The organism is Micromonospora inyonensis (assembly GCF_900091415.1).
GTDB classification, from domain to species: domain Bacteria; phylum Actinomycetota; class Actinomycetes; order Mycobacteriales; family Micromonosporaceae; genus Micromonospora; species Micromonospora inyonensis.
Map to the genome: position 1 here is coordinate 994,009 of NZ_FMHU01000002.1, position 16,499 is coordinate 1,010,507.

The 16,499-nt window shown below is 72.8% G+C and carries 13 protein-coding genes and 1 pseudogene; 7 read left to right on the plus strand and 7 right to left on the minus strand.

Translation table 11 applies throughout. The annotated features are described in order from the left end of the window. Position 1 precedes the first annotated feature (1 nt). The 5 genes from GA0074694_RS19410 to GA0074694_RS19430 all read left to right on the plus strand — a co-directional run bounded on the left by GA0074694_RS19410 (position 2) and on the right by GA0074694_RS19430 (position 6,503). Positions 2-916 (plus strand): carbohydrate ABC transporter permease, encoded by a 915-nt coding sequence (locus GA0074694_RS19410; RefSeq protein WP_245714797.1) that lies wholly within the window; start codon positions 2-4, stop codon positions 914-916. Positions 917-925: 9 nt separating this feature from the next. After that, positions 926-1,825, plus strand: a complete 900-nt coding sequence (locus GA0074694_RS19415; RefSeq protein ID WP_245714798.1) for a carbohydrate ABC transporter permease — start codon at positions 926-928, stop codon at positions 1,823-1,825. 29 nt (positions 1,826-1,854) lie between these two features. Next, positions 1,855-3,417: a glucoamylase family protein gene (locus GA0074694_RS19420; RefSeq protein WP_091460452.1), complete on the plus strand. Its 1,563-nt coding sequence runs from the start codon at positions 1,855-1,857 to the stop codon at positions 3,415-3,417. Between the two features lie 64 nt (positions 3,418-3,481). Continuing rightward, positions 3,482-5,332 (plus strand): GH39 family glycosyl hydrolase, encoded by a 1,851-nt coding sequence (locus GA0074694_RS19425; RefSeq protein WP_091460455.1) that lies wholly within the window; start codon positions 3,482-3,484, stop codon positions 5,330-5,332. 133 nt (positions 5,333-5,465) lie between these two features. Then, complete coding sequence (locus GA0074694_RS19430) at positions 5,466-6,503, plus strand: LacI family DNA-binding transcriptional regulator (RefSeq protein WP_176738009.1); 1,038 nt, start codon at positions 5,466-5,468, stop codon at positions 6,501-6,503. A 13-nt stretch (positions 6,504-6,516) separates the two neighbouring features. Here the strand turns inward: GA0074694_RS19430 and GA0074694_RS19435 are convergent, their stop codons facing one another. From GA0074694_RS19435 to GA0074694_RS19450, 5 genes and pseudogenes are all read right to left on the minus strand, one after another. Next, positions 6,517-6,930, minus strand: coding sequence for an arsenate reductase ArsC (locus GA0074694_RS19435; RefSeq protein ID WP_091460461.1), 414 nt, complete (start codon positions 6,928-6,930; stop codon positions 6,517-6,519). A 9-nt stretch (positions 6,931-6,939) separates the two neighbouring features. Beyond that, complete coding sequence (gene arsB, locus GA0074694_RS19440; RefSeq protein WP_091460464.1) at positions 6,940-8,025, minus strand: ACR3 family arsenite efflux transporter; 1,086 nt, start codon at positions 8,023-8,025, stop codon at positions 6,940-6,942. Position 8,026: 1 nt separating this feature from the next. Continuing rightward, positions 8,027-8,305, minus strand: a complete 279-nt coding sequence (locus GA0074694_RS33015) for an ArsR/SmtB family transcription factor (protein WP_245715011.1) — start codon at positions 8,303-8,305, stop codon at positions 8,027-8,029. An 84-nt stretch (positions 8,306-8,389) separates the two neighbouring features. Further along, a pseudogene (locus GA0074694_RS33020) lies at positions 8,390-8,749 on the minus strand (ArsR/SmtB family transcription factor); the annotation flags it as partial. Between the two features lie 95 nt (positions 8,750-8,844). Beyond that, the gene (locus GA0074694_RS19450) at positions 8,845-9,654 is read right to left on the minus strand and encodes a metal-dependent hydrolase (protein WP_091463410.1); all 810 of its coding nucleotides are present in this window, start codon (positions 9,652-9,654) and stop codon (positions 8,845-8,847) included. A 285-nt stretch (positions 9,655-9,939) separates the two neighbouring features. On the opposite strand from GA0074694_RS19450, the gene GA0074694_RS19455 reads away from it, so the two are divergent. Next, the gene (locus tag GA0074694_RS19455) at positions 9,940-10,323 is read left to right on the plus strand and encodes a DUF1707 domain-containing protein (RefSeq protein ID WP_091460468.1); all 384 of its coding nucleotides are present in this window, start codon (positions 9,940-9,942) and stop codon (positions 10,321-10,323) included. 20 nt (positions 10,324-10,343) lie between these two features. On the opposite strand, the gene GA0074694_RS19460 is transcribed toward GA0074694_RS19455, so the two are convergent. After that, complete coding sequence (locus GA0074694_RS19460) at positions 10,344-11,660, minus strand: glycosyltransferase family 4 protein (protein WP_091460470.1); 1,317 nt, start codon at positions 11,658-11,660, stop codon at positions 10,344-10,346. Between the two features lie 141 nt (positions 11,661-11,801). Continuing rightward, the gene (locus GA0074694_RS19465; RefSeq protein WP_091460473.1) at positions 11,802-13,745 is read right to left on the minus strand and encodes an amylo-alpha-1,6-glucosidase; all 1,944 of its coding nucleotides are present in this window, start codon (positions 13,743-13,745) and stop codon (positions 11,802-11,804) included. A gap of 84 nt (positions 13,746-13,829) precedes the next feature. Between GA0074694_RS19465 and GA0074694_RS19470 the strand changes: the two genes are divergently transcribed. Continuing rightward, positions 13,830-16,493 (plus strand): MGH1-like glycoside hydrolase domain-containing protein, encoded by a 2,664-nt coding sequence (locus GA0074694_RS19470; RefSeq protein ID WP_245714799.1) that lies wholly within the window; start codon positions 13,830-13,832, stop codon positions 16,491-16,493. Positions 16,494-16,499 lie beyond the last annotated feature (6 nt).

The following is a 16,499-nucleotide window of genomic DNA, read 5'->3' on the forward strand; positions in this document are numbered from 1 at the left end:
CGTGAAAGTCCGCTCCCCGCACCAGCGGCGGGCACCCGGGCGGCGTCCCGGCAGGACCCTCGCCGGCTGGGGCTTCGCACTGCCGTTCGCGATCCCGTTCACGATCTTCATGGTCGGCCCGGTGCTCGTCTCACTGGCGATGAGCTTCACCGACATCCGCAGCGCCGACCTGCGTGACCCGCTCGCGGTGGAGCTGGTCGGCCTGGACAACTACCTGCGGCTGCTCGACGACGAGCTCTTCGGCCGGGCGGTCCGCAACACCGCCGTGGTGGTCCTCGTCGGGGTGCCGCTGACGGTGGGGCTCGGTCTGGCCGTGGCGCTCGGGCTCAACTCCGGCCTGACCCGCTTCACCGCGCTCTTCCGGGTGGGCTACTACCTGCCGGTGGTCACCAGCATCGTGGCCATCTCGGTGGTCTGGCGATTCGTCTACCAGCAGGACTCCGGGCTGCTCAACGGGGCGCTGGGGTTGGTCGGCGTGGACGGGCCGAACTGGCTGGCCGACACCACGCTGGCCCTGCCCGCCCTGATCGTGATGATCGTCTGGCGGGGCCTGGGCTTCCAGATGGTGATCTTCCTCGCCGGCCTCCAGGCCATCCCCGCCCACCTGTACGAGGCCGCCCGGCTCGACGGGGCCAGCACCTGGCAGCAGTTCCGCCACATCACCCTGCCGTCGCTGCGGCCCACGCTGCTGCTCTCCGCGGTCATCGGGACCGTCGGCCTGATGCTCGTCTTCGAGGAACCCTTCGTGATGACCCGGGGTGGTCCGCTGCACTCGACCGTCTCGGTCTCCCAGTACGTCTACAGCCAGTTCGGCTTCGGCAACTACGGTTACGCCTCCGCGATGAGCTACGTGCTCTTCCTCGCCGTCGCGGTGCTCGGCGTGGGGTGGTTCCGCCTGCTGCGAAGCGACGGGTGAGGAGGAACGGTGGCCCTGCCCGCGTACGCCCCGCACCGACGGCGGCGCACCCCCGCGCCGGCGGCGTCCGTCCCGCATCCGGGCCGGCGTCGGGACCGGCTCGTGGCGGGCCTGCTGCACCTGCTCCTCGGGGGCGGACTGCTGCTCATGATCGGCCCGTTCGTCTGGATGCTCGTCTCGTCGTTCAAGCCCGAGGCCGAGGTCCGCCGGGTGCCCCCGACCTGGTGGCCGGAGGCGGCGACCCTGGCGAACTACCGGGAGCTGTTCAGCCGGCTCGACTTCCCGCAGTACTTCGCCAACTCGTCGCTGGTCGCCGTCGGGGTGACCGTCGGCAACGTGCTCATCTGCGCGGCCACCGGCTACGCCCTGGCCAAGCTCCCCTTCCGGGGCCGGGGCGGGCTCTTCGCCGCCGTGGTCGGCACCGTCATGGTCCCGCCGGTGGTGTGGTTCATCCCGGTCTTCGTCCTGGTCAGCAACCTCGGCCTGGTCAACACGTACGCCGGACTGGTGCTGCCGAACATCGCCCAGGCCATCAACGTCTTCCTGATGCGGCAGTTCATGCTCTCCATCCCGGACGACCTGCTCGAGGCGGCCCGGATCGACGGCGCCTCCGAGTGGCGCGTCTTCTGGCGGATCGTGCTGCCGCTCTCCGGCGCCCCGATGGCCACCGTCGGCATCCTGACCTTCCTCGGCTCGTGGAACAACTTCCTCTGGCCGCTCGCGGTGGCGACCACGGAGGACAAGTACACGCTGCCGGTCGCCCTGGCCCTCTACAGCGTCGGGCAGAACCAGTCCCGGTACGGCCTGCTGCTGGCCGGCTCGGTCGTGGTGGTGCTGCCGGTCCTGCTCGTGTTCCTGGTCCTGCAACGCCACTTCGTGCGGGGCATCGCCACCACCGGCCTGAAATGACCCCGTACCCCTTCGAGCGGAGGTCCGCGATGAGACGCAGGTCCGTACTGACGCTGGCGGCCGGAGTGCCGGCGGCGCTGCTCACCCCGCCCGCCGCCCGCGCCGGCACGCCCGTCGGGGTTCCCGCCCCGCCGCTCGCGGACCCGCCCCGACAGCTGCTGCTGCGGTACGCCGAGGACACCTGGCGTTCGATGACCGCCATGGTCGACCCCGGCACCGGGCTGCCGGCGGACAACGTCGACGCCGACCTCAGCGCGACCAGCCGGTCCCGGTACACCTCGCCGACCAACATCGGCTGCCTGATCTGGTCGGCGGTCGTCGCGCGCGAGCTGGGCCTGGTCTCCCGGGGCGAGACCCGGCGTCGGGTCCGCGCCGCGTTGGAGGCGCTGGCCTGCCTGGAACGGCACCCGTACTCCGGGATGTTCTACAACTGGTACGACCCGGCCACCGGGCAGCTGCTGCGCACCTGGCCTGTGGACGGCTCGACCGTGCACCCCTTCCTGTCCAGCGTGGACAACGCCTGGCTCGCCGCCGCGCTGATCGTGGCCGGCAACGACGACCCGGCGCTGCGCGCGTCGGCCGGGCGGCTCCTCGCCGGGATGGACTTCGGCTTCTACTACGACGCGAACGCCCGGGGCGCCGAGTTCGGCGCCGGCCTGCTGCGCGGCGGGTTCTGGCCGGAACGCCCGCCGAACGGCGGCGTCGAGGACAACTACCGGGGGCGGGGCCCGAACGTCTGGTACACCGGCCATCACTACGGCACGCTCAACAGCGAGACCCGGATCGGCAGCTACGTCGCGATCGCGCTCGGCCAGGTGCCCCGGGAGCACTACTTCGCCATGTGGCGCACCTTCGAGCCGAACTGCGACTGGTCGTGGCAGGAGCTGAAACCGGTCGGCGAGGACCGCGAGCTGCTCGGCATCCGGGTCTTCGAGGGCGCGTACCGGCACCGGGGACGGCAGTACGTGCCGAGCTGGGGTGGTTCCATGTTCGAGGCGCTGATGCCGGACCTGCTCGTGCCGGAGGCCCGGTGGGCCCCGGACAGCTGGGGGCGCAACCACCCCGTGTTCGTTCAGGGGCAGATCGACCACGGCCTGCACGAGGCCCGGTACGGGCACTGGGGCTTCTCGCCGTCGTCGAACCCGGCCGGCGGCTACCGGGAGTACGGCGTCGACCCGATGGGCCTGGACCCCGACGGCTACCCCAGCGACCAGGAGCGCACCCGGGTCAACCTCGGGTTCGACGGGTGCCGCGACGCCGAACCGCTCCCGACCGGCTACGGCGACGGCGTGGTGACCCCGCACGCGGTCTTCCTCGCCCTGCCGTACGCGCCGGCTGAGGCGGTGGACCAGTTGGCCCGGCTCCGCGCCGACTTCGACTGCTACGGCCCCGGCGGCTTCCACGACGCGGTGGCGGTGCGCAGCGGCGCCGTCGCCCACCGGCACCTCGCCCTGGACCAGGGCATGGTGCTGGGCGCGCTGGGCAACCTGCTCGCCGGGGACGTGCTGCGGCGTCGGTTCGCACCCGGCCCGGCGACCGAACGGCTCCGCCCGCTGCTCGGGATCGAGGAGTTCGCCGTACCGGTCGGGTGACCACCACCCGAGGGAGGACGCATCCGGAGTTTGACGGCACACCACCACGAGGGAGAGGACGAGGATGGGCGACGAGCAGGTGGCCACGACGGCCGGGAACGCCCGCGCCGACTGGGCGGCCCGCGTCGGCCTGCGCCGGCAGGGCGGCGGCGACCGGGACCCGCTGCCGCCGCCGACCGGGCTGCGCGCCACCGGTGGGCGGGGGCAGGTGACCCTCGACTGGGAGCCGGTGCCCGGCGCGGTCGGCTACCTCGTCCACCGGTCGGACCGGCCGGACGGGCCGTACCTGCCCCTGGACCACCAGGGCGGTGACGTGCTGGCGGTGCCGCACCCGCCGTACGCGGACACCACGGGTGAGCCGGGCCGCACCTACCACTACGCGGTGGCCGCGCTCGCCGACGTGGACGTGTGTGGGCAGCCGGGAGCCGGCGTGGCCGGGGCGTCGACCCCCGACGGTCCGGCCGCCGTCCGGGTCACCGTCGACGCCGCCGGCTCCGACGGACCGGTGCACCGCCCGTGGCGACGCATGGTCGGCTCCGAACGCCTCAGCCACCTGCGCTGCGCCGACACCACCGGTGGACGGCCGATCGGCGTGGAGTTCGCCGAGGCCCTGTCGATCGCGCGCCGGGAACTGGGCGTCGAGTCGGTCCGCGCGCACGCCATCCTGCACGACGACGTCGGGGTCTACCGGGAGGTCGACGGCGAACCGGTGTACGACTTCTCCCGTGTCGACGAGATCTACGACGCACTGCTCGGCCTCGACCTGCGTCCGGTCGTGGAGCTGTCCTTCATGCCGGCCGACCTGGCCCGCGACCCGGCCAGGACGGTGTTCGCCTACGGCGCGATCATCTCCCCGCCCCGGGACTGGGACCGCTGGGCCGACCTGGTCCGCGCCCTCGTCACGCACCTTGTCGACCGGTACGGGCTGGCCGAGGTCCGCCGCTGGGAGTTCGAGGTGTGGAACGAGGCGAACCTGGAGGTGTTCTGGGCCGGCACCCGGGAGGAGTACCTGCGCCTGTACGAGGTGTCCGCCCGTGCCGTACGGGACGTCGACGCCGCACTGCGGGTCGGCGGCCCCGGGTCGGCCGCCGCCGCGGGGAACGGCGCGCTGCTGGAGCACGTCGCCCGTACCGGGGCCCCGATCGACTTCCTCTCCACCCACACCTACGGCAGCCCACCGCTGGACCTGCGCCCGCTCTGTGCGGCCGCCGGCCGGCCCGACCTGGAGCTGCTCTGGACCGAGTGGGGCATCACCCCCACCCACTTCGACCCGGTTACCGACGGAGTGTTCGCCGCGACCTTCCTGCTGCGGGGCATGCGCTCGGCAGCCGGCCGGATCGAGGCGCTGGCCTACTGGGTGGTCTCCGACCACTTCGAGGAGCTGGGCCGGCCGCCCCGGCTGTTCCACGGCGGCTTCGGCCTGCTGACCGTGGGTAATCTCCGCAAGCCCCGGTTCTGGGCGCTGGCCGCGCTCGATCGGCTCGGCGACGACCAGTTGCCGGTGACCGTCGACGGCGACGGGGCGGGTTCCCTGGTCGAGTCGTGGGCGGCCCGGCACCCCGACGGCCGGGTGCACGTGCTGGTCTGGAACGGCACCCTGGACCAGTCGAAGGCGGACGGGGCGCCGGTGCTGGACCGGGACGTACGCGTCGACGTCGGTGGGCTGGCCGACCGACCGTACCGGATGACGCACCGGCGGGTCGACGCCACGCACTCCAACATCGAGGCGATCTGGGCGCGACTCGGCGGCGGGGACTGGCCCGGCGACGCCCAGTGGCCGCTGCTGCGGGCGGCCGACGGCCTCGAGCGGTACGAGCCGGACACCGAGGCACGCCCGGCCGGGGGCGTCCTCGAGTGGGCCTTCCCGCTGCCCATGCCGGGTTTCTCGCTGCTGGAACTCGTGCCGCTCGACTGAACGTACGACGACGGCTCCCCGGTCCCGGCGACCGCCGCACCGGCGGCTGGTCCGGTGGCCACCGTGACCGGGGCGGACCCGGCGGGACGCCGTAGCCTGGACGACGGGAGTGTTCGACGACGCGGAGTGCTGGGTGACGAAACCGGAGAACGAGGCGGTCGGACGGGCGGATGGCCCGCACCGCCGTCGCCCGACGGTCTACCAGGTGGCGGAGCGGGCGGGAGTGTCGATCGCCACGGTCTCCCGTGCCCTGCGCGCCGACGAGCCGGTGGCACCGGAGACCCGGCGACGGGTGCTGGCCGCCGCCCGGGCTCTGAACTGGTGGCCGAGCCGGGCCGCGCAGACCCTGGCCGGGGAGGCGCACGACGCGGTGGCGATCATCATGCCCGACCTCGCCGGTCCCTACTACGCCCAGGTGGTCGCGGGGTTCGAGTCGGAGGTGGTCGGACGGGACAGCGTGGTCATGGTGCTGGCCACCCACGGCCGGGCCGCCTCCGAGCGCCTGGTGCGTGAACTCGCGTCCCGGATCGACGGGTTGGTCGTCATGGGCGAGAGCGTCCCCGAGCCGACCCTGCACGAGGTGGTCGCGCAGGTGCCGGTGGTGCTGCTGGCCCGGCCGGCGCTGCCCGCCGTCACCACGGTGAGCTGCGAGAACGTCCAGGCGGCGGAGGCGCTGACCCGGCACCTGCTCGACCACGGGCGGCGTCGGCTGCGCTTCGTCGGCGACCCGGAGGGCACCCCGGACGTGCAGGAACGGTGGACCGGGTTCGGCCGGGCGCACGCCGCGGCAGGCGTCCCGCTGACCGCCGGGCCGGTCGCCTGCGAGCGCCTCGAAGCGGAGAGCGGCTACCGGGCGGGCCTGGATGTCCTCCGTGACCCGGAGGTGGACGCCGTGTTCTGCGCCAACGACGAACTCGCCTCCGGGGTCTACCGGGCCGCGGCCGAGGTCGGGCGGACCGTCCCCGGGGACCTCGCGGTCACCGGCTGGGACGACGTGACCCACGCCGCCCACCTCTCGCCGCGCCTGACCACGGTGCGTCAGCCGATGCGTGAGCTGGGGGCGGCCGCCGCGCGGCTGCTCTTCGAGCAGATCGGTGGAGCCCGGACCCCGGCAACGGTGCAGCTGGACACCGAGATGGTGATCCGGGCCAGCTGCGGCTGCCCGGCCTGAGCGGGGGGAGCCGTCACGGCCGGTCGGCCGGGAGCAGGCCGGCGAGCAACTCCTCGACGCGGGCCCTGATCCCGTCGCGGATCGGACGGACGGCGTCGACGCCCCTGCCGGCGGGGTCGTCGAGCTTCCAGTCCTCGTAGCGCTTGCCCGGGAAGACCGGGCAGACGTCGCCGCAGCCCATCATGATGACGACGTCGGAGGACTCCACGGTGTCGTACCCGAGCAGTGTGGGCTTCTGGTCGGTGATGTCGATGCCGACCTCGCGCATGGCCTCGACGGCGGCGGGGTTGACCTGGTCGGCGGGGGCGGATCCGGCGGAGCGCACCTCGACGCGGTCCCCGGCGAGGTGGCGCAACCATCCGGCGGCCATCTGGGAACGGCCGGCGTTGTGGACGCAGACGAACAGGACGCTGGGCTTGTCGGACACCGGGGCTCCCTATCGGTTGGTGGCGGGGAAGAGGCGCTGGCGCAGGGCGAGGCTCACGTACACGAGGGCGACGAGCACGGGGACCTCGATGAGCGGACCGACCACCCCGGCGAGAGCCTGGCCGCTGGTCACGCCGAAGGTCCCGATCGCCACGGCGATGGCGAGTTCGAAGTTGTTGCCGGCGGCGGTGAACGCGAGCGTGGTGGTGCGTTCGTAACCCAGGCCGATGGCGCGGCCGAGGGCGTAGGAGCCGGCCCACATGATCGCGAAGTAGGCGAGCAGTGGCACCGCGATCAGCGCGACGTCCCACGGTCGGTCGGCGATGGCGTCGCCCTGGAGCGCGAACAGGATGACGATGGTGAACAGCAGGCCGTAGAGGGCGACCGGGCCGATCCTCGGCAGGAGGGACGACTCGTACCAGGCGCGGCCTCGGGCCCGTTCGCCGAGGCGACGGGTCAGGTAGCCGGCCAGCAGGGGGACGCCCAGGAAGACCAGCACGTTGCCGGCGATCTCCCAGCCGGAGACCTCCAGCCGGGCACCGTCGAGGTGGAGCCAGCCCGGCAGCACCGAGAGGTAGAACCAGCCGAGCAGGCCGAACGCGAGGACCTGGAACACCGAGTTGAGCGCGACGAGGACGGCGGCGGCCTCCCGGTCGCCGCAGGCCAGGTCGTTCCAGATGATGACCATGGCGATGCAGCGGGCGAGCCCGACGATGATCAGGCCGGTGCGGTACTCGGCATGGTCGGCCAGGAGGGTCCAGGCGAGGGCGAACATGACGGCCGGACCGAGCACCCAGTTGAGCAGCAGCGACGACAGGAGCAGGCGACGGTCGCCGGTCACCGTGTCGAGCCGGTCGTAGCGGACCTTGGCGAGGACCGGGTACATCATGATCAGCAGGCCGACGGCGATCGGCAGGGAGATGCCGCCGATCGCCACCGCCTCCAGCGCGGTGTCCAGACCGGGCACGAGCCGGCCGAGCAGCAGCCCGGCGGCCATGGCCAGGCCGATCCACAGGGGCAGGAACCGGTCCAGGCGGGACAGGCGCGCGACGACTGCCGGTGGCGCTTCGCCGCTGGCGGTGGCGGTGTGGGTCATGTCAGCAGGTCCTGAGGGTGTCGGAGGTGGCCCGGGCGTGGGCGGCGAGGTCGGCGAGGCGCAGGGCGGCGCCCTGGAGGGCCTCGGGGACGAGGCGGTAGTAGGTGAACCGGCCGCGCGGCTCGGCGACCACGACACCGGCCTCGCGCAACTGCTTGAGGTGCCCGGACACGTTCGGCTGCTTGGCGACGGTGTCGGCGACCAGCTGCGAGGTGGTGGCCGGGCCGTCGGCGAGGATCTGCACGATCCGCGCCCGCAGCGGGTCGGCCAGCAGCCGCACAACATCAGGTTTGGCTGATATCAGTGGAACCTGATCTGCGGATGGACGGCTGTCGTCCGCCGGGAGGGGGCCGGGAACGCCGGAGGGGGCCGGCGTCGGCGCGGTGCCGGTGAGCAGGTTGCCCAGCAGGGCGAGCGCTTGCCGGCGGGCCCGGTAGTAGACCCAGGTGCCGCGCCGCTCGGTGTCGACCATGCCGGCCTCGCGGAGCACCCGCAGGTGATGGGAGATGGTCGCGCTGGTGACGTCGAACGCGCCGGTCAGGTCGCAGACGCAGATCTCGGGGTTAGATGCGATCAGCGACAGCAGACGGAGGCGGACCGGATCGCCGAGCGCCTTGAACAGGGGGGCGAGTTCGCCGGCGACCTGCGGTGCGAGCGCCTGTGCCCCCAGTGAGGGGCAGCAGTCGCGCGTCACCGTGGTTTCGCGGGCGGAAGGAGCCGACATGCGCCTAGCTTGACAGTTATCTAACCAAGGGGCAAGCGGCGCGTGCCCGTTCGACAGAAATCACGGTATCGGCGGCCGCTGACGCGGTCCTCGGCTCAGACCTCGGTGGTGAAGCGGTCCAGCACCGAGGGGGCGACCAGGCCGATGGCGGCGAGGACCGAGATCACGGTGAGCACCGAGCGGACCACCACGACCTCGGTCTTGCTGCCGGCGCGCAGTGCAATGCCGTTGGGCAGGCCGATCATCGTCCACATCCGGCGCTTGATCGGGATGGGCCAGAGGATCGGCACCCCGGCCTTGGTGACCATGTCGCCGAGGATGTGCACGAAACAGCCGACCCCGACGGCGAGGCCGATCAGCGGGTACCCCCGGTCGCCGGGCAGGTTGGCGAAGGTGTACCAGGCGGCGGCGGCCGAGGTCAGCGTGACGATCACCCAGCCGGCCCGCTCCGCCCACCGGTCGAAGAGACCGCGCAGCGCCAGGCCGATCATGAAGAACAGGATGCCGACCACGGCCCACTTGCCGTACGCGGCGCAGAGCGCGGTGGTGCCCCAGCCGACCAGCACGGTGAACGGGAGGGTGTGGGTCAGCGTCCGGTGCCCGTTGCTGCGTTTCGGGTCACGGCTGAGCTTGGTGGCGTAGTAGACGCCGAGCGACAGCTTCTCGATCACCTCGGCCACGAAGAGCGAGAAGACCCCGAAGGTGCGGGCGACGGTCGCGCCACCCTGGTTACGGGTCACCTTGCCGGAGAGGTCGAGGTCGGGGAAGAGCGCGCCACCCGCGCAGACCGCCGTGCCCACGGCGAGCGCCAGGGTGGACTGCTCGTAGCCGGCGAAGTGCTCCAGCGCCAACGACCCGGTCAGCCACACCGCCGCGCCGGACAGCGCGTGCGACGGTCCCATCATGTCGGTCATCCTCCCCGGAGATCGTGATCGACAAGTTACGGCACCCGGGTGACATTGTGCCTGTCGGGTTCTCGTCCGTCGTCAGTGGAACTGGTCGCCCCGCCCAGGTCCCGGGGCGGGTGACGGCCCGCGCCGCGATCCGGCGCGCCCTGTCGCTGCCAGGCGGGGCCCTCGGACTCCCCTCGCCCCGGCCCGGTCGCGTCGCTACGCTCCCGCCGTGACCAACGCCGACGGGCCCGGAACCTACCCCCCACCGGCCCTGCGTATCGGTGCCCCGAGCGTCAGGTGGCCCGGGACGCCCTCCAGGTTCATCTCGACGCGGAACGACTGGACGCCGACGGGTTCGCGCGCAGGGTCGCGGCATGTGAGCAGGCGGTCGACCAGACCGAGTTGCTGAGGATCTTCGCCGACCTTCCGGCGCCCCGTCCGCAGTTGCCGTCCGCCGAGGCTCCTGCCGAAGCCGACGAGGACATGCCACCCGGAGTTCTGGCGGGCTGCCTGGCGCTGGGACTCGGCATTCCGGTGGCCATCGTGGTCGGAGCCGTGTACGGCACGTGGTGGGCGCTCGCCGTGCCGGTGGCGGTGACCGTCGCGATGGCCTACGTCGAGCACCTGCGCCGGCCGGCACCGAACCGTACCTGCGACGGTGACCCGCGCGCGTCCGGCTGAACGGCCCCCTGCCGAGGAGGTCAGACGGCGAGCAGGTTGCCCTCCGGGATGGCGAACTTCGGCCGTACGCCGGGCAGCGGGGTGGCGGTCCGGCGGACCCGCAGCGGCACGTGTTCCCGGCAGGCGGTGGCGTAGCTGGCGGCGGTGGAGGCGGCGATGGTCTGCCAGCCGTAGCGCTCGCCGACCATGGTGCGGGCGCGGCGGGCCACCCGGCGGGCGAAGACCTCGTCGCCGACGAGCCGGTCGACCGCCCCGGCCAGGGCGTCGGGGTCGCTGTGCGGGAAGGTCATCCCGGTCACGCCCGGCTCGACGATCTCGGCGAGCCCGCCGGTGGCGGCCACCGCCAGGGGCGCGCCGGCCGCCGCCGCCTCCAGCGCGACCATGCCGAACGGCTCGTAGAGGCTGGGCACCACGGTCGCGTCGGTGGCCCCGAGCATCGCCGGCAGTTGCGACTCGGTGAGGAAGCCGGTGAAGCGGACCGTGTCGGTCAGCCCCAGGTCGTCCACTCTGGCCCGCAGCTCGTCCTTGTACGGGCCGTCCCCGGCGATCACCACCCGCAGGCCGGGGTGCCGGTGGCGCAGGTGCGGCACGGCCTCCACCAGGTGCTGGACGCCCTTCTCGTAGACGAGGCGGCCGGCGTATCCGACCAGGGGACCGTCGGCGGCGAACCGGGCACGGGCGGCGGTGACCGCGCGGGGGCGGGCCTGCCAGGCGCGGGCGTCCACGCCGTTGGGGACCACGTCGACCCGGCCGGCGGGGACGTCGAAGAGGGTGGTGACCTGGTCGCGCATGTAGCCCGAGCAGGCGATCACCCGGGCCGACGAGGTGCTGAGCCAGTGTTCGACGCCGTGGATGGTGCGGTTCATCTCCTCGGGCAGCCAGCCCTGGTGCCGGCCGGCCTCGGTGGCGTGGATCGTCGTGACCAGGGGCAGGTCGAGGTGCTCGCTGATGGTGACGGCGGTGTGTGCGACCAGCCAGTCGTGGGCGTGCACCACGTCGTACTCGCCGGACTCGGCGGCGCGCAGCGCGGTGCGGGTGAGCGTGTGGTTGAACGCCATCGTCCAGGCGAGCAGGGCCGGGGTGGCCAGGGGGAAGGCCACCGGGTCCTCGGGGGCGCGCAGGACCCGGACCCCCTCGGCGTACTCCTCCAACGGCGCGCCCTCGGCGTGCCGGGTGACCACGGTGACCTCGTGACCGGCGGCGGCCAGGGCCACGGAGAGGGCGTGCACGTGCCGGCCGAGTCCACCGACGAGCACCGGCGGGTACTCCCACGAGAGCATCAGCACCCGCTGCTGCCGGGCGGGGTGGATGTCGATCACATCGGCGTTCGGTGACATGCTGCCCCCTGGAGTTGTCCCCTGCGCGCGGCGACGGCCTCCGCTGCCCGGAATCCCGTCACCGCGCCCTGGTCGGAGCCAATCCTGCCGCCGGCTCGATAACCCGCGGCGACATCGCCGTTGCGGCTCTGTAAAGCGGCCCTATCGGGTGCGCCGGCAGCGCAGCAGTTCGGCGACCGACCATGCCTGGAACGGGCAGCCGGTCGCGCCGTGCGGCGGCAGGCCGTCAGCCGTTTCACTGACCGAGCCTAGGCCATATTCGGTCAAATGTGCCTCAATAGCCATGAAAACCTCATCAACTGAAAGCTTGCTCCGCCGGCAGGCGTCCACGTACGGGCCGAGCAGCCACGGCCAGACCGTCCCCTGGTGGTACCCGCCGTCCCGCTCGGCCGGTCCGCCCCGGTGCCGCCCGGAGAAGCCGGTGGAGTCGGGGGAGAGACTGCGCAGGCCCAGCGGCGTGAGCAGCCCGGCCGCCACCCGGCGCAGCGTCGCCTCGTCCGGCTCCAGCGGCGCGTACGGCAGCGACCAGGCGAGCAGCTGGTTCGGGCGGAGCAGGTCGTCGTCGTGGTGCGGTGCACCGCCCAACGGGTAGGTCGGCGCGGGCCCGTCCACCACGTCGTACAGCCAGCCCGTCGGGGCGGGGAACCGCTCCCGGAACGCGGTCCTCGCCCGCTCGTGCAGTCGCCGCAGCTCCCCGGCGTCCTGCCCGGCCAGCTCGGTCAGCTCGGCGAGCCCGGCCAGCCCGTTGACCCAGAGCGCGTTCACCTCGACCGGCTTGCCGGTACGCGGGGTCACCGGCACCCCGTACACCCGGGCGTCCATCCAGGTCAGCGCGGTGCCGGGGGTGCCACCCTGGGTGAGCAGCCCGTCGGCCGGATCAACCGCGATGCCGTACCGGGTGCCGGCCAGGTGCGCGTCGACCACCCCGCGCAGCGCCGGCAGCAGCTCGTCGGCGAGGTCGGTGTCCCCGGTGACGGCGACGTGCCGGGCGACCGCGTGCAGGAACCACAGCGTCCCGTCGACCGTGTTGTACTCGACCCGCCCGGTGTCGGCGGTGTTCGCCAACATCCCCTCGGACAGGGTCGCCGCGTACGACCGCAGCAGCTCCCGGCCCTCGGTGGCCCGGTCGGTGCAGAGGAACAGCCCCTCGTACGAGATCATCGTGTCCCGCGACCACGCCCCGAACCACGGGTAGCCGGCGACCACGTCGACCGGTGCCCGGTCGGTGCGGACCACGAACGCGTCGGCGGCCAGGGTCAGCGTCGCCTCCACCGCGTCGGCCGGTCGGGCGGCGGACACCACCCGCCGGTTGCGTCGCCGGGCGGTCGCCACCACCTCGGTCGCCGGTGGCGGCTGCCAGTCGAGCTGGTCGGCCCACGCCAGCACGGAGACCGTGTCGCCGGGGCGCTCGAACCGCCCGGCGAACCGGCCCGCGTACCAGAGGTCCTCCTCGCAGGTCAGGCCCCGCGCGGCCTCCTCCCGGTGGTGCACGCCCAGCCACCACTGGCCCTCGGGCGTCCAGTCCGGACCGGCGAGGCGGAACGCGCCCTCGATCACGGCCCCGCCGTCGACCGGTTCCATCCGGGGCGCGGGGCCGTCCGCGCGGCGCTCGCCGTGTGCGTCCCGCCAGGTGCAGACCGCCGCCAGCTCCAGGCGGACCGGCGGACCGGACACCAACCGGTGCACCACCGCCACGCAGGGCTGACCTGGCAGCATGGCCAGTTCCCGCTCGACCACCACGTCGCCGATCCGCCAGCGCCAGCGGGGCAGGCCGTCGACCAGGGCGAAGTGCTCCAGCAGCTCGTACCCGCGCGGGTCGACCTCGCCGGAGGACCACTCGTGGGTGCCGAGGCGCACCCGCGCGCCGGAGGGGAGCAGCACCGACGCGTCCAGGCTGGCCAGCCCGACCCGCCGGGTCGCCGGGGTCTCGCCGGCCACCACCAGCAGCCCGTGGTAGCGGCGGGTACGCAGCCCGCTGAGGGTGCCCATGGCGTACCCGCCCCGGCCGTCGGGCACCAGCCACTCGCGGGTGGCCCCGCCGGTGAGGTCGCCACAGACCTGCGGACCGAAACCGATGTCGATCAACTTTCCTCCAGCAGCGACGTGCTACACGCCACGACGACGGTGGCCGCGGTGGTCAAGTGGCCGCGCGGCGTTAAAGATGTGCAGGTGATCACTGACGTGTCCCCTCCCATCCCGCCGTCTCCCGACGCCGAGCGGAGCCGCCTGACCCGGGCCGACTCGGGGGAGCAGGACTGGCGCGCATGGGGTCCCTATCTCTCCGAACGGGCCTGGGGGACGGTGCGGGAGGACTACAGCGAACACGGTACGGCGTGGGACTACTTTCCCCACGACCACGCGCGGTCCCGAGCGTACCGGTGGAGCGAGGACGGCATGGCGGGCGTCTGCGACGACCGGCAGACGTTCTGCTTCGCGCTGGCACTTTGGAACGGCCGGGACCCGATCCTCAAGGAGCGGATGTTCGGCCTCGGTGGCGACGGCGGCAACCACGGCGAGGACGCCAAGGACTACTGGTGGTACGAGGATTCCACCCCCACCCACTCCTACATGCGCTGGCGCTACCACTACCCGCAGGCCGCCTTCCCGTATGACGAACTGGTCGCGGTGAACGCGTTGCGCAGCCGGGACGACACCGAGTACGAGCTGGTCGACACCGGCATCTTCGACGACGACCGGTACTGGGCGGTGACCGTCGACTACGCCAAGGCGTCCCCGACCGACCTGTGCATGGTGGTCACGGTGGCCAACCGGGGCGACCGGGCCGCCCAGCTGCACGTGCTGCCCACCCTCTGGTTCCGTAACACCTGGTCGTGGGGGCTGCCCGGCAGCGACCGGATGCCGACCATGGCCGGCGCGGACGGCCGGCTGGTCGGTGAGCACCGGGTGCTCGGTCAGCTCGTGCTCGCCGGGGACGGCACGCCCACCCCGCTGCTCTGCGACAACGAGAGCAACGCCGAGCGGCTCTGGGGACTGCCGGGCCGGTCCCGCTACCCGAAGGACGGCATCAACGACCACGTGGTCGACGGGGCCGACACCGTCAACCCCGACCGCACCGGCACCAAGGGCGCGCTGCACTACGTGCTGGACGTGCCGGCCGGCGGGCAGCGGCAGATCCGGCTGCGGCTGACGCGGACCGCGCCGCCGCCCGGTGGCACCCCCGTCCCGGCCCTCGACCTCGGGGCCGACTTCGAGGCGACGCTGCGGACCCGGCGGTTCGAGGCGGACCGGTTCTTCGCCGGTGTCATCCCGGCCGGGGCGAGCGAGGACGAGGCCCTGGTGGCCCGGCAGGCCATCGCCGGGTTGATGTGGGGCAAGCAGTTCTACCACTTCGACGTGAAGCGGTGGCTCGACGGCGACCCGGGCTCCACCCCGCCACCGGCCGGACGGCGGCACGGGCGCAACAGCGCCTGGTGGCACATGAACAGTTTCGACGTCATCTCCATGCCGGACCCGTGGGAGTACCCCTGGTACGCCGCCTGGGACCTGGCGTTCCACTGTGTCAGCATCGCCCGGGTCGACCCCGGCTTCGCCAAGGAACAGTTGCTGCTCCTGCTGCGCGAGTGGTACATGCACCCCAACGGGCAGATCCCGGCGTACGAGTGGGCGTTCGGCGACGTGAACCCGCCGGTGCACGCCTGGGCGGCGCTCAAGGTGTTCGAGATCGACGGCAGCCGGGACCACGAGTTCCTCGCCCGGGTGCTGCACAAGCTGCTGCTCAACTTCACCTGGTGGGTCAACCGCAAGGACACCGGCGGCAGCAACGTCTTCGAGGGCGGGTTCCTCGGGCTGGACAACGTCGGCCCGTTCGACCGGTCGGCCGCGCTGCCGGTGGCCGGGGTGCTGGAACAGTCCGACGGCACCGGCTGGATGGGCATGTACGCGCTGAACCTGCTCGACATGGCGATCATCCTCGCGGAGCGGGACCGGGCCTACGTGGACGTCGCCACGAAGTTCTTCGAGCACTTCGCCTACATCGCCGCCGCCGCGTACGACCAGGGGCTCTGGGACGCCGAGGACGCGTTCTTCTACGACGTGCTGCGGCTGGCCGACGGCACGAAGGTGCCGCTGAAGGTCCGGTCGGTGGTGGGGCTGCTGCCGTTGGCGGCGACCACCCGGCTCACCGCGCGGACCCTGCGCCGCCTGCCGGAACTGAACGCGCGGCTGCGCTGGTTCCTCACCAACCGCCCCGAGTACGCCGACGTGGTCGGCGCCCGCCGGATCGGCCCGGACGGCGGGCAGCAGCGCCTGCTGTCGATGGTCGGTCCGGAGCAGGTGGTCCGGCTGCTGACCCGGATGCTCGATCCCGACGAGTTCCTCTCCGAGTACGGGCTGCGCACCCTCTCCCGCGCCCACGCCGACCACCCGTTCTCGGTCACCCTCGGCGGGCAGGAGTTCAGCGTCGGCTACGAGCCGGCCGAGTCGACCAGCGGACTGTTCGGCGGCAACTCCAACTGGCGCGGGCCGATCTGGATGCCGACGAACTTCCTGCTGATCAGCGCGTTGCGGGACTACGCCGGCTTCTTCGGCGACGACCTCCAGGTCGAGTACCCGACCGGTTCCGGGGTGAAGCGCACTCTCGACGAGATCGCCGACGACCTCTCCGCCCGGTTGATCGCGCTGTTCACCCGGGACGGCTGGGGACGGCGACCGATCTACGGGGCCTGCCAGCTCTTCCAGACCCACCCCGACTGGCGGGACCTGATCGCCTTCCCCGAGTACTTCCACGGCGACAACGGCGCGGGGCTGGGCGCGTGGCACCAGACGGGTTGGACGGCCCTGGTCGCCGACCTGATCCTCACCCTGCGCCGCTGAGGACCC